This window comes from Streptomyces sp. NPDC030798, assembly GCF_055572275.1.
This window is the reverse complement of record NZ_JBVIDR010000028.1, coordinates 17,525-30,826: the sequence shown is the minus strand read 5'-3', so window position 1 is coordinate 30,826 and position 13,302 is coordinate 17,525. Positions and strand designations below refer to the sequence as shown.

At 67.0% G+C, this 13,302-nt stretch carries 12 protein-coding genes; 5 read left to right on the top strand and 7 right to left on the bottom strand.

From position 1 onward, the window contains the following. Positions 1-1,108: 1,108 nt before the first annotated feature. The 5 genes from ACZ404_RS36660 to ACZ404_RS36640 form a co-directional block, all read right to left on the bottom strand. On the bottom strand, positions 1,109-1,324 hold the full coding sequence (locus tag ACZ404_RS36660; RefSeq protein WP_468447701.1) for a hypothetical protein: 216 nt from the start codon (positions 1,322-1,324) through the stop codon (positions 1,109-1,111). A 1,149-nt stretch (positions 1,325-2,473) separates the two neighbouring features. Continuing rightward, entirely contained in the window at positions 2,474-3,781 is a 1,308-nt protein-coding gene (locus tag ACZ404_RS36655) for an RNA polymerase sigma factor (RefSeq protein ID WP_468447699.1), read from the bottom strand. Continuing rightward, entirely contained in the window at positions 3,703-4,062 is a 360-nt protein-coding gene (locus tag ACZ404_RS36650) for a YciI family protein (RefSeq protein ID WP_468447697.1), read from the bottom strand. The genes ACZ404_RS36655 and ACZ404_RS36650 overlap by 79 nt, the downstream gene beginning before the upstream one ends. 950 nt (positions 4,063-5,012) lie before the next feature. Further along, positions 5,013-6,227, bottom strand: a complete 1,215-nt coding sequence (locus tag ACZ404_RS36645; RefSeq protein WP_468447695.1) for a sensor histidine kinase — start codon at positions 6,225-6,227, stop codon at positions 5,013-5,015. Positions 6,228-6,238: 11 nt separating this feature from the next. Beyond that, a complete protein-coding gene (locus ACZ404_RS36640) occupies positions 6,239-6,895 on the bottom strand; it encodes a LuxR C-terminal-related transcriptional regulator (protein ID WP_468447693.1) in 657 nt (218 codons plus the stop codon). Between the two features lie 484 nt (positions 6,896-7,379). Here ACZ404_RS36640 and ACZ404_RS36635 point away from each other — a divergent pair, with 484 nt between their 5' ends. The 5 genes from ACZ404_RS36635 (at position 7,380) to lepB (ending at position 12,207) form a co-directional block, all read left to right on the top strand. Continuing rightward, the gene (locus ACZ404_RS36635; RefSeq protein ID WP_468447692.1) at positions 7,380-7,655 is read left to right on the top strand and encodes a hypothetical protein; all 276 of its coding nucleotides are present in this window, start codon (positions 7,380-7,382) and stop codon (positions 7,653-7,655) included. Between the two features lie 32 nt (positions 7,656-7,687). After that, entirely contained in the window at positions 7,688-8,203 is a 516-nt protein-coding gene (locus ACZ404_RS36630) for a hypothetical protein (RefSeq protein WP_468447690.1), read from the top strand. Positions 8,204-8,387: 184 nt separating this feature from the next. Continuing rightward, positions 8,388-10,088 carry a hypothetical protein gene (locus ACZ404_RS36625; protein WP_468447688.1) on the top strand — a complete coding sequence of 567 codons (1,701 nt, stop codon included), beginning with the start codon at positions 8,388-8,390 and terminating at the stop codon, positions 10,086-10,088. Between the two features lie 104 nt (positions 10,089-10,192). Further along, positions 10,193-10,780, top strand: coding sequence for a hypothetical protein (locus tag ACZ404_RS36620; RefSeq protein WP_468447686.1), 588 nt, complete (start codon positions 10,193-10,195; stop codon positions 10,778-10,780). 599 nt (positions 10,781-11,379) lie between these two features. Continuing rightward, positions 11,380-12,207, top strand: a complete 828-nt coding sequence (gene lepB, locus ACZ404_RS36615; RefSeq protein ID WP_468447684.1) for a signal peptidase I — start codon at positions 11,380-11,382, stop codon at positions 12,205-12,207. 91 nt (positions 12,208-12,298) lie between these two features. Here lepB and ACZ404_RS36610 read toward each other — a convergent pair whose 3' ends face one another. Both ACZ404_RS36610 and ACZ404_RS36605 read right to left on the bottom strand, forming a co-directional pair. Continuing rightward, on the bottom strand, positions 12,299-12,925 hold the full coding sequence (locus ACZ404_RS36610; RefSeq protein ID WP_468447682.1) for a DUF6596 domain-containing protein: 627 nt from the start codon (positions 12,923-12,925) through the stop codon (positions 12,299-12,301). Next, on the bottom strand, positions 12,922-13,269 hold the full coding sequence (locus ACZ404_RS36605) for a hypothetical protein (RefSeq protein ID WP_468447680.1): 348 nt from the start codon (positions 13,267-13,269) through the stop codon (positions 12,922-12,924). The genes ACZ404_RS36610 and ACZ404_RS36605 overlap by 4 nt, the downstream gene beginning before the upstream one ends. Positions 13,270-13,302: the final 33 nt, after the last annotated feature.

Genomic DNA, 13,302 nt, shown 5'->3' with positions numbered 1-13,302 from the left:
CGCTACGACAAGACCGCCACCATCTACCTCGCCGGACTCCACCTCGCCGCCATCTTCATCTGGTCAGCGAGATGATCCGAAGGAAACGGCCTAGCGCGTTTGGCACCCGTTGAGAGTGCCCTTCTTGTCGCTCCACGACACGTTCTTGCAGATGCGTGCCTTCCGCTCTCGACGACCCCTCGTATGCCCAGCGCGTGCACATACTGGAAGCGTTCCCTGGCGCGCTGGCACACGGAACGACCATCACGGCCATGGGCTCACCGCTGCAGTACAAGGGGTGGCACAGGTCATAGACGGGTCGCCGCGTGTGCTTGGACAGGGTCAGGGTGAGGTGATGCAGCCACCGTCACCACTGCGATGCTCCGGTAACGCCAGGCAGCGCATCCAGCACCCGTCGACCCGGCTCTATGGCCGCATCAGCGCATTCCAGGAGCCCTACGAGGTGGTAACCGGAGGTGGCCCATTGACCGACCGGGCATCAGGCCACTGCCGTTTCGTAGGCGGAAGTCCTGGTATCGCCCGTCCCTCTCCGGGACGGCCGTATCACAGCAGAGACAAGGAGTTGGCTTGCGAACAATAGGCAGGAAGAGTGCACGGTGGGCAGGAGTCACAGCTGCGGCAGCGCTGCTCACCATGGTCGTACCAGGTGTCGCGGCGGCAAATGGGTCTAGGGCTGCGGCAAGTGCGCCACCTTGCTCCCCGGACGGTATCTGCGACGCTCGGCTCTACGGCAACAAGGACTTCAGCGTCAACGACGGCACCTACGACCACCGGTTCACCTTCCTCGGGGGACAGGGTGAAGATGGGCATTGGCGGGAGGACGTCTACCTGTGGGTGGTCCAGATCAATAGCTACAGGTTTGCTTGCGGAGGATCGGGCTGCCCAGTGAGTGAGTGAGGAGTAAGTCCAGGCCGGCGGCCGGCGCGGTGAGTTGGGCCGAAGGTCGGCCGGGTGGCAGCAACAACAATGAGGTGCGCAGCGTTGCATCGCCCATCTTGAGCAGCCGTCCGGCCGCCGATACTCCTCGTGGCTGCAGCCCTCGAAACGTCGGTGAGGTAGACGATTTCGGGGGAGACATCACGGCTGTTCGCCGTCTGCTTGGTGGCCATCACGCCACTTCGCCGATGCTGAGGCCGCCGTCGATGACACCGAAGATCCGGCCGTAGATGTCCAGTGATCGTTCTTCGACTTCCTTGGTGATCGTCCGTGCCGCCTTCTTGTCGACGGCCCCCTTGCGGGTTGCCGCGGCGGCCGCCGCATGATCGGGCTCGGTGATGGTCTGATGGCGGACCCAGATGCGGGTATGACGGGGTGACCTCGACACCGTCGCAGGTCATCGGGACCTGGTCCAGGTCCGCGGCGACCTCGATGGGGCGGCCGACGGCCAGCGGATGCACCGAGTAATCGCAGGTGTGCAGGGCGCCGGTTGGCCCTGGCCGGCCAGTCGGCGAGCTGGATGTTGAAGTCCGCGGGCGAGGTGAACACTCAGGGGCAGTAAGGACGTGTCCAGATCGCCGTTGGCCCGCTCGACCGGGCCCTTGGCCTTTGCATCGCGCGGCCTGCAGAGAAGGAACTTGATGTCCAGCAGCCCGGCGAACGCCGCAAACTCGCCGGTGAGTTGGGGGCCACCGGACCGCCAGGAGCCGATGGTTCCCTCGTTCTCCCAGACCAGGACCCGCGGGACGGCTCCGAGCTCGGTCAAGATCCGCCAGCGCCCGGCGATCGAGCGCTTCGGCGCCAGTTGGTACTTCGGGGGCGGGTCATCCGCAATCGTCCTGCGGACGGTGTTCCTCGAGAACCCCAGCTTCCTCGCGATCGCCCTCACCGGGCATCTGCTCGGCTCGGTGAAGCCGACCGATCTCCGCCCAATCCTCCACGCTGATCAGCTCCTCCCTGCCTGGCTCAACCAGCCAGACCCTTGGAGGGGGGTCAACCTTCGAGCGCCGCTGCCGGTCCACTTTTCAGCCGACGCCGACAATCACGGTGGTTCGAGTCGGCGCGCCCCAGGACGACCGGTGTGTTATGCGCTGTTGCACCGGTTTTTCGCGAGCACGTCCGGATGCAATCGGCCGAGGCATTCCCCCTGGGACTCACCAATACGGCGCCCACCAGGTGGCTATGGGTCAGCGTGCGGTCGGTACAGCGGTGGCGCCATGCATGGCAGCAGGGCGGAACGTCGGCTCTGAGTCGAAGACCTGCGGGAGGACCTGGGTGAGGCGGATCGGGAACTACTCGCGCTGATCGGATGCGAGGGGTTCTGCGCGCGTGGCGTTGCTATGGTGCTGGGCTTGTATGGCCGCGACGTGTGCGGTCCGACTGCACCGCGCTCGTCGAGCGCAGGCGCCGACCCCGCACGCAGGGGGTTCGCGGACGCGAGGAGGAAGCAGACTCACGGAGTCGATCGCGTCCCCGCGGGAGCCGAGCTCGTCCAGGAAAGCCGTTTAGCTTGGCCGACACTCTGGCTACCTCAGATCTACCCCCCAGCGTGCAGCTCGTCGCTCAGCTGGTTGATGCGGCTGGTGATGAAGGTCTGCTCGGCCTCGGTGAGCGGGAACTTCAGCGCGGTCCGGTACGAGTCGATCGCCTCGGTTCTTCGGGCGAGGCGGCGGAGCAGGTCGGCCCGAGCGAGGTGAAGTTGCGGCCAATGGCGCACCTGCGGGTGGTCGCTGAGAGCATCGAGGATAGCGAGGCCGGCCGTGGGACCGTCGCTCATGGCCACGGCGATCGCCCGGTTCGCCTCGACCACCGGCGTGGGTTCGTGGCGCAGCAGTTCCGCGTAGAGCAGGGAGATCTGCCGCCAGTCGGTGTCGGGGGAGTGGTGAACAGTGGAGTGACAGGCGGCGATCGCGGCGTGCAACTGGTATGGGCCGGGACGGCCCATACTCAGGGCCTTTTCCAGAAGCCGCTCGCCCTCGTCGATCATGTCCCGATTCCACAGGGTGCGGTCCTGATCCTCCAGCAGGACCAGGTTCCCGTCGGCGTCGACACGTGCCTGCCGCCGCGCGTCGGTGAGAAGCAGCAATGCGAGCAGGCCCCCGCACTCGGGCTCGTTGGGCAGCAGCCGTACCAGAGCACGCGCCAGTTCAATGCCAAGGTCACAAAGACGCTGACGCACCAACGTGGTGCCGGTCGCAGCTTTGTGTCCCTCGGTGAAGACCAGGTAGATGACGCGGAGCACGGCGGCAAGCCGCTCGGGCAGGGCGTCGCGTGCGGGAGTGCGCAGCCGGATGCCCGCCTCCCGTATCTTGCGCCTGGCACGGGTCAGGCGCTTGGCCATGGTCGGCTCGGGCACGAGGAACATCGCCGCGATCTCCGCAGTGCTCACACCGCACAAGGCACGTAGCGTCAACGCCACTTGCGTGGGCAGGTCCAACGCGGGATGGCAGCACATGAAGATCAGGCCGAGCTGATCGTGGTCCGGCACCGGGCCCGGCGGTGGTGTGACGGCTTGTTGCAAGGAGAGCAGGGCCTCCGGCTCCCTGGCTCGGCGACGTGCCTCCCGCCGCAAGGCATCCAGCGCTTTGTGCCGCGCCACGCCGATCAGCCAGGCTCGCGGGTTCGCCGGCGTGCCGTCGACCGGCCACTGTGTCATCGCCGTCAGTACGGCGTCCTGCACCGCGTCCTCGGCGGCGGCGAGGTCACCCACCAGGCGGGTCACACTCGCCACCGCCGGCCACCAGTGAGCGCGGAAGTCCTGCTCGGTCAGGACGGCGTCGGCGTGGGCATCACTGGGCGCACCTCGACCCAGCCGGTCTCCGCTGCCGGAATCGTTGCCGCCCATTTCAGCGCCTCGTCGAGGTCTGCACATTCCAGCAGTGTGTAGCCACCCACTTGCTCCTTGATCTCGGCGGCGGGCCCATCAGTCACCATCGTCTGCCCGTCACGGACCCGGACCGTAGTCGACGACGAGGGCGGCTGCAGCGGAGCGCAGTCCAGCAGAACCCCTGCTTCGGCCATGTCCGCGTTGGCCTTGGCGTAAGCCGCGAAGGTTTCCCCGTACTCGACGCTGTTGCGGTCCAGCGGCGGCCCTGCAGGCGTGTGCAGCAGCAGAAGGTATTTCACGATCAACCTCCATAAACGGCCGGTGCCCCTCACCGACCTTCCACCAGTAGTCGCCCGACAGCGCCGCATAAGGACAGCTCAACGAAAAAATGTTCTCATCGCTGCGACCGTCTAGCGACCGCTCTGGGGCGACTGCCCTCGCCGCAGCTACGAGCGAAGGACATGGGGCCGACAGGCTGGGCGTGCGCATGTTGTTTAGTCTTACTAGCTATCCAGCTCTGCATGCGGCACATGCCGACACGTCGATCTCGACCTGGCCTGCGGCCCCGGCTCGCCATGGGACGACTAGCGCGCAGGAGCCATCGCTGTTCACCGCGCGGAGGCGCTACCTTCCTCGAGTTCGTTGTGCTCCACAACCTCGCCGCCCGGCCCCCTCGCCCGAAGCCCTGGCGACCTACGAGGGCGTGACCCGCTCCGCGGACGCAGCGGCGCTCACCCCAGTGGAGACGCTTGGTCCGGATCTCCGGTCCAGGGACACTGACGACGACTGCGGGTCCCGCCAGGGCGTACTGCCCGACCACAGGGACGACGAAGAACGCCGACGAGCGGCCATGGCAATCCCCTCCTCGTGAAGGTACCCGTGTGATCACTGTCCGCTCACGGTCGCGAGCACCGCCCCGATCCGCCGCGTGGACGCATCACGGCTGGACGTCGAGGAATGCCACCTGCTCGCCACGACGGAGTGGGACGCTGGAACGCCGCGATCATCCGTCCCTCCGTGTTCCTGCTGCGCCCTGAGCAGGTTGGGCTGCGCACCCGGGCCTGCCTCGGCACCCTGAATCTCGGCCCTGATGCCGGCAGGTCAGGCCCGGCTCCTCGTAGCAATGCCAGCCCCTGACCACCTCTTGGCGGCTGCACCAGCGGTCGGGCGACTGTGGTTGGGCGTCGGCCGAGTGAGCGCGACGCCACACCCGCGAGGCGCTGCCGTGACCCGTCGGTGCGGCGCGCAGTCATCTTGGTAGGTCGTTTGACTGGACCGGGAGGTCGAGTGTCAGTTCTACGCTGGTTCCCGAGCCAAGGGCGGACTCCAGATGAACGTGGCCGCCCACTTCGAGGATTCGATGACGTATGGAGTGGGGCAGGCCCCATCCGACGGGCTGGTGATCAGGGTCGAAGCCGCGCCCGTGGTCGACGATGCTGATGGTCATGCGTGTAGGGGTGGTGGCGGCGTGGACCACGGCCCGGTTGACACCCGCGTGTTTGGCAACGTTGGTCAGTGCCTCCTCGACCGCGCCGCACAGAGCGCCGACCGCTGCTGCCGACAGTCCTGCGCGGACGGCCTCGTTCTGCCGCAGGGAGCCGTCGACGAGTTGGACGTCCAAGCCGTGTTCGGTTTTGCGGCACACCACGGCCTGAAGCGCCGTCAGCAGGTCATGTTCGTCGTCGATCGGATCACCGCGGACCAGGGCGCGGAGCCATGCAGCCTCACTGGCAATGTGGGTCCGCAACCGTTCATCGGTGATCCAGTGCCCCCGAGCCAGCGTCTCCATGGTTTGCAGCACCCGGTCATGCAGGGCCCTGGCGTGCCGTAGGCGTTCGCTTTCAGTGGCCAACGCCGTCGCGTCGGTCACGGCGTTGGCACGCGCGGTATCCAGTTCGCCTGCGGAACGGCGCAGTTCACGGGCGACGATCCAGGTGACCGAGGTGTCCGCGAAATAGCTGATGGTGTCGGGAAGGGCGTTCCAGGGGGGTTCTAGACCGAAGAACAAGGACGAGAAGACGTAGCCGATGGCCAGCGCGCTGGTTGCTGCGAGGACCGCGGAGTAGCGGATGTAGGCGATGCCGATGCCGATGCTGGTCAGGATGGTGAAGCCATACATGAAGTAAGCCCAGGTCAGGGCATCGTGCGTATCAGTGAGTGCCGCGTTGGCGGCGAGAGCCGCGACACACAGAGCGATGTCGGCGCTCATGGTGGCCGGTGTGACGCGCTGACGACGCAGCCAATAGAGGCTCAGGATCACGCTCTCCGTGCACACTGTCAGAGCGACGGTCAGGACCCATCCTGGATGCGCGTACTGGCTGCTGTGGGACAGGACGCTGATAAGGACCTGGAGGATCCCGGTGGCGCGGAAAAGCACGGCCGTGAGCGTGAGCATGCGCTCGCTACGCTGTGCGGCGGTCGCCTGGCGCGTCTTCGCTTCCTGCGCTGAAGACTCGATCGGCACGTGCGTCAAGGTCAGTCCGTTCTTGCGGCCTGCTTTCCCTGCCGGTGCAGGGCGGCGCGGGTCAGCTCGGCCTTGTTGCCAAGCTGCAGTTTCCGGCGGATACGTTCGACGTATGTGTCCACGGTGGCCTTGCTGATGCCCATGCGCGTAGCCGTCTGTGCGTGGGTGAGGCCCCGGGCGATGTAGCCGAGGGCTTCTTCCTCGCGTGCGGAGAGCCGTGGCGGGGCGGCCTCGTCGCCGCCCGACACGCCGTGAGGTGAAGGGGCGCCCAGCTCGGTGTGAATCACATCGGCGAGTTCGGAGGACATCGCGAACCCGCCGGCTGCGACCGTCTCCACGGCCTGCGCGAACATCTCGACACTGGAGTGCTTCGTCACGTAGCCCCGCGCGCCGGATTGGATCGCTCCCACGACATCTCGGGGCTGGGCCGACGCGGACATTACCACGACCTTGGTCCATGCGGACAGTTGTGCCACCGCGGGCAGAGATGGAGTGTCCACCGACAGGTACAGGTCCAGCAGTAGTACGTCCGGTGGGGGTGCGCCGGTGTTCAGCTCATCGGGCGAGCCGATCGACGCGGTGACCCGCACGTTGGGCCGGGTGGAGAGAGCGTGTTCAACACCGCATCTGGCTATGGGGTGATCGTCGATGATCACGACATCGATCATGTCACTCCAGCATCGCCCGTAGCCCTGGGGGCTTGATTCCGACGTCGTCCGATCAGTGTTCACATCTTCTCCGGAAGCGGTGATGGGCACAACCGATTCCATGTGCCTCAGGGCGCCACTCACTGTCTGATCCGCCGGTTGCACGGAGCGAGTCCCGTATTCGCACCACATCCGCGTGGTGCCTATGTCCGGCTGTCAGGGTCGGTGCTCCCGGACCTAGCGTTTCCCCGCCACACCGAAGCGGTAAGCGTTCGGCCTCTCAGGCCAGCTCCCGTGACGGCGTGGTGCCTCGGCGGACGCTTCCGCTGAGTCTGAATGCATCGAAAGGACTTCCATGCAACGGAACTGGATACGGTCCGCGCTCGCGGCCGTACCCGTCGCGGCGGTCTTGTCACTGACCGCTGCCGCATCCGCGCAGGCCGCCACAGTGCGGCCGGCCTGGTCCGGTGGGGGCTGTACCGCATCCTCCCAGGCCGGCTTTAGCGTGAGTGCCTGCATCAACGGCAACTTCCTGTCGTCGAACTCGGATGCGTACATCAACGCCAAACCGGGTGGCTGCTACGCGATGGAGATCGATCAGCTGGACAAACACGGCAGCGTGGTGGCTCCCGGCCAGTGGCAGACCGTCTGTGGCACGGGGCACTACCAGGGCCCGAGCTTCAGCGGTCTGAACAACTGGGGGCCGTTCTACACCCAGGTGACCATCATCGTCGGCGGCCACTCCGTCGTCTTCACCCCCAGCCCCTACCTGAACGCCTGACCATCCGACACATAGCGACGACTGGAGTACCTATGAACATCCGTACCCGGCTGGGGCTGGCAGCCGTGACCGCACTCGCGGCAGGCACAGCCTTCGCGCCCGCCGCCTTCGCCGACAACTCGGTGGGCACCGGAGTGATGGGTGGCAACGGCTACCGTATCGAGGCGCACGCCTGGAAGGACCCCGGCAACATCAACCCCCACTGGCAGACCTCTGCGTGGACCTACCACGGTGCGGCCCTGCAGAGCGTGACGCGGATTCGGAACACCGCCGATCTGTACACCACCGGCGGCGCCATCACCAGCGTCACCTGCGAGATCGGCGTTACCGGGGAGGCGCCCAGCGGCAAGTGCTCCGCCACCGACAGCATCTCCACCAACCACGTCACGATGTGGTGGGAGAACGGCAACACCTACGAGTCCGAGGTCGGCGGCCAGATGATGACCTCCTGGAACACGCTGGCCACCAAGGTGTGTTCGAGTGCTTCCGGGTTCTCCGAGCCGCTCGGCATCCACGGCACGGCCGCGACCTGCGTCGGCTGGGGCTGATCCGACACCGACGCGGCCGAGGAGTCCAGCGGCCCCCGGCTGCCGTGGGGGGGGGGGGGTTTTTCTCCCCCCCCCCCCCCCCCCCCCCCCCCCCCCCCCCCCCCCCCCCCCCCCCCCACGGCCCGGCGCACGCTGCCCGCCCACGAGACCGTGCTAAACCTCCGCCCTAGCTTGGATCACCGACATGACCACCTCTGCCTTCCCTTCCCGCCGCCGACGCTGGCTGGCTTCCGCTGTGCTGCTGCTGTGGGGCGCGCCGATCACCGCGTGCGGACCGCACCACACACCCCTCCCGGTGGCCGCGCGGGCACCGAAGCTCAGCACGGCCCAGCGCGCCCTGGAGCGGGATCTCGAGCAACTCCGGGGTGACAACGACCTGTTCACGAACGACGGCGACAGGGACCAGCCGGGCCTGTACACGTCCGCCTACGGCCTGCACGTGCTCGCCCGGACTGGACAGCACGTGACGCTCGCGGTCGATGCCACCCATCTGCACAGCGCCACCTCCAAGGAGTTGAACACGGAACCCTTGTGGTCCCGCTTCTATCTCGCGCTGCTGGAACAGGCCACGGGTCGGACGCTGCACAACGATCGCGACGTGTCCGCTCTCCGTGCCATGTATCGCGCGCAGGGCTACTTCGTCGACCCCGCCACCAGACACATGTCCCTCTCCGCCACCGCCGGCCTGCGGCTGGCTGACACCGCCGCGGCGCTGCAGGCGCTCGCCCAGTTCCGCACGCCACCCAGCCCCGACCAACGCGCACACATTCGGGCCTGGCTCGGCACCACGGGCCGCCACGCCGCCAACACCCTCAGCCAGCGATGGCACTGGGCCCAGGCTGCCCAGACCGTCGACCTTCCTCTGCCCACCGACACCCAGCAGGCATTGGAGCACTGGTGGAAGAACACCGGCAGCCGCCAGTCCGGCGCTCCCTCCGGGGACGCTCTGGTGGAGACCTGCTCCTATGTCCTGCTCGCCACAGCGGCCCACGCACCACTTGACGAACAGGGTCCGCGGCTGCGGGAGGCGCTCCAGGCGGCGGCGACGGCGGCCAGCGCCACCACCGACCCTCAAGAACTCGCGCTCGTCACCGACGCGTTCCGCGCGCTGAACGGCAAGCCCATCGCCCTCGCTCCCGTGAGCCGAGCCGTCCGCGCGCATCGCCTGCCCACGGGACTGATGACCTTCGCCCAGCAGCGCGAAGGGGACCTGGGAAGTTCCCTGACCGTGGAGGAGCTGCGCCGCCTCGCGGGCCTGCCTACACAGGACCCCCGACTGGCCGCTGCGCTGCGTTCCGCAGCCAAGGGGCCCGGTAGCCCTCTGTCCCGGTTGGTCGGCACTGCTGCACTTGCCGCCGCGGACCCTCATGCGGGAGGACCACGAAGCTCCATCACCGCAGCCCAAGCAGCCGACGCCCTTCCGCGTAGTCTCACCTTGGAGAACGTCCGTCAGTGGTACCAGGCTGCGGCTGCTCTGATGGAGTTGGGGCGGCCGCTGCCCACTTTCCAGGTCCACCCGTGGAGCACGGCAACGCGTCAAGGTCGCTATGCAAGCAACCTCGTGATCCGTATCCTGGCTCCTGCCGGCCGACTACGGCTGGTTCCGCATCCCGGCAAGCCAGCCACTCTGGCAGCCGAAGGACTGCGTCTGCTCGACCAGGGTGACCTGCATGAAGCCGAGGCGTCGCTAACTGCCGCCAGCCTGCTCGGCTGGCGACCCGGCGTGGCGGAGTCGTCAGCCGCGCGACACCGGCTGACGGAGTGGCAAGGCTGCCCCGGTGCTTCCACCCTCTACCGGGAACGCTCCGTGACCACTTGCAACGTGGCATCCACGCTCGCCGGGTGGCATCTCGAGCGCCTCCTGTCCACCACCCGCTCACCATGACTGTGGCTGGCCATGAGCCTAACGCAGCGGGCCCACCGAGGAAGCAGCGCCCGCCATCGACACAGACGCGTCTTCCAGCACTGCCATGACAAGGAGATCGAAGAGTGAGCATGCATCCCACAGCAGCGCGTTCTACCAAGGCTGCGAAGCGCCTCGGCCTCGACACCGTGCGCCGGTTCTCAGCATTGTCCGTTGCCGTCGCCGTCGTGGCCGGCGGCGTCTCGCTGGCCACGGCCGCTCCCGCCGCCGCGTTGGGCCCTGGGCGCGTCTGCATGTTCAACGCCACGGAGGGTGCACTGACCGCCGGTCATGTTGGGTGGGCGTTCCGGGTCGGTGATTCGGACGACTGGATCTACGGTGCGAGCGAGGACGCCAGCTACAACTGGCAGAAGGAGAGCAACTGGAAGACCATGCTCGACACGTTCAGGGCCCAGGGCGGCGCAGGTTACTACGACACGTACCGATGCAAGAACACCGGCCACAGCTCAGTGACCGCTGCCAAAAACGAGGTCAACGCCGCGTATGCGCGGCCGTATAACCTGGGCACTGACAACTGCCTCACCCGGGCGGTGGAGTTCTTCGAAGCCTACGACTCCGCCCTGTCGGGTGACTTGCCGCTTGCCAGCTACACGGGTCCGAACTGGTACTTCGATCACGATCTCCAAGGCTTCGAAGGCAAGGTCAACCTCTGACCGCACCCAGGCCTGTGCCGTGCCGGCCTTGCGCCCAGCCAATGGTCGGGGCGATGCTGTGGGCGCGGATCTGGTCACGAGAGCTGTCGTGGTGGTAACCGCGGTCGGCGAAGAGCAAGTGGGAATTGTGGCGGGGCGGCCGCCGCGGCCGCGGAGTGGCGGGAATGGGTCGCGCCGGGGCAGTAGTTGGCTGACGTCCTCGCCCTTGCCGACGTTTCGGAACCCAGTTGGTCACGGTCAGACCGTAGTGATGGCAAACCGCGGGGAGAGGCTGATCAGCTCTCGGCTCTGCGGTGATGGGGAGTAATGGCATGCTCCCCAAATGCGACTGAGAGCGCTCTCAGTGTAGGCTGACGCGGCCGACCGACCACGGGTGTCCTCACTGAAAGACACCTTGGGGTCACCACCGTTGCCTGCGGTGGTGACCGTAAGCAATGGCAGGAGCTGGCGTGACAGGTCGTCAAGGCGGTACTTGCAGAGGACGAAACCCGCACCGATGAGAAGTGCCCGTCTGCCGCGGTTCTCTGCCTGTTCACCGAGCCGGCGGGCAGCAAACAAGGAGGCGGGCCAGTGAAGACCAGCACACGAACGAGGCACCGATGAGCCCGAAGCACTCAACCCGCCACTCCATCTGGACCGTTGCAGCGAAGCGCTCGAGCCTCGGGCGATCACCGAAGGCCGGACCTTCCCCAAGCCGGACGGCGACCAGAAGGACGCAGAACGGCAGTGCCGCGGATACTCCCCCTCATTCCGTCAGACTTGCCAGGGGTCGACGCAGCAGGCGCTGGCGTGAATGGTCCACCTCGCTCGGCGCCGCACTCGTCCTGACACTGGGAATCAAGACGTTCTTCGTGCAGGCGTTCTCCATCCCCTCATTGTCGATGCAGAGCACTCTGGAGCGAGGCGACCGCGTTCTGGTGGACAAGTTCACTCCCTGGTTCGGCGCGACCCCCAAGCGAGGCGAGGTCGTCGTCTTCCGCGACCCCGGCGGCTGGTTGCCCCATCAGGCCCCCAGGGAGAGCAACCCAGTCCTGCACGCGGTGCGCAGCTCGCTGAGCTTCCTCGGGCTGATGCCCTCGGCGGACGAGAAGGATCTGATCAAGCGGGTGATCGCGGTGGGGGGCGATACCGTGGAATGCAATAGCGGCAGCCCGGTGAAGGTCAATGGCATCCCATTGAACGAACCGTACATCTACCGGAAAGCGACTCCGTGTGATGACTTCCCCGTTGGCACCGTCAAGGTGCCCAAGGGCTACCTGTGGGTGATGGGCGACCACCGAAACGACTCATGGGATTCTCGTGCCCACGTCCATGAGCCCGGGGGTGGCTTTGTCCCGGTGGATCACGTGATCGGTCGCGCCTTCGCCGTGGTATGGCCGATCCCCCGGGTGGCTGCCTTGCCGGCGATCTCGTTGCCCGAGCGGTGATGCTGCCCTGCTGACTGGCGCACTTCGGCGACGTGGATCATGGCTTCCGAACGGGCTGGAGGGTTTTCGGAGGAGCAGTATGCCGTGAAGGTCATCGCTCGAGTTGATCGCGGCGACGGACCAGGTGGTCGCGCTCGACGGCGTTCTCCGTCAGCAGTAGGGCCTCCTGGTAGGCGGTGTATGCCCCGTCGACGCGGCCGAGGCGGTGCAGGAAGTCGGCGTGGGCGGCCGCGAGATAGCCGTAACCAGCGAGTTGAGGTTCCGTGGTGAGCGGGGCCAGGGCGGCCAGGCCGGCTTCGGGGCCGTGGACGAGGCCGATGGCGACGGCATGGTTGAGCGCGGCGACGGGGGAGGACCACAGCTGGATGAGCAGGTCGCACAGGCGGAGTATCTCGCACCAGTCGGTGTCAGCCCAGGTGGGGGCCTCGTCGTGGACGGCGGCGATGGCGGCCATGAGCGCGTAGCGGCCGGGTTGGCGTTGCCGCAGTGCTTCGTGGACCAGGGTCACGCCTTCGGCGATGGCTGTGTGGTCCCACGGTCGCCGGTCCTGATCCGCGTGGAGCACTGCCCGTCCGGCGGCGTCGAGGCGGGCCTCCCGGCGGGCGTCGGTGAGCAGGATCAGCACGAGCAGTCCGGCCACGTCCGGGCCGTCGGGCAGCAACGCGCGCAAGATCCGGGCCAGGTCCAGCGACCGTTCGACCAGTTCACGACGGATCAATCCATGGCCAGCGGGGACGGCGTGGCCGGTGGTGACAGCTGTACGACCTCACAGACGGCCTGGACGCACTCGGGCAGTTCTTGCCGGTTCGGTACGCGGTAGGGGATCTGCGCGGCGGCGATCTTCTTCTTGGCGCGGGTGAATCCGGGCGGCCATGGCCGACTCGCTGACAGGAACGTGTGAGCCACCTCTGCGGTGGTCAGCCTGCACAGCAGCCGCAGGATCAGCGCGACCTGGGGCGGCTGGGCAAGCGCGGGGTGGCAACAGGTGAACACCAGTTGCAGCCGCTCGTCACCGATCTCCGGGGGCCAGCGCGACCAGGTCGGCTCCGGGCGTGGTCTCATCGGTGATCAACAACTGCAGGGTTCGCCCGGCGG

Coding starts and splice junctions, on each gene's coding strand:
- ACZ404_RS36655 (WP_468447699.1), bottom strand. CDS start 3,781: ATGGGCGGCAACGATTCCGGCAGCGGAGACCGGCTGGGTCGAGGTGCG.
- ACZ404_RS36640 (WP_468447693.1), bottom strand. CDS start 6,895: ATGATCGATGTCGTGATCATCGACGATCACCCCATAGCCAGATGCGGT.
- ACZ404_RS36630 (WP_468447690.1), top strand. CDS start 7,688: ATGAACATCCGTACCCGGCTGGGGCTGGCAGCCGTGACCGCACTCGCG.
- ACZ404_RS36625 (WP_468447688.1), top strand. CDS start 8,388: ATGACCACCTCTGCCTTCCCTTCCCGCCGCCGACGCTGGCTGGCTTCC.
- lepB (WP_468447684.1), top strand. CDS start 11,380: ATGAGCCCGAAGCACTCAACCCGCCACTCCATCTGGACCGTTGCAGCG.
- ACZ404_RS36605 (WP_468447680.1), bottom strand. CDS start 13,269: ATGAGACCACGCCCGGAGCCGACCTGGTCGCGCTGGCCCCCGGAGATC.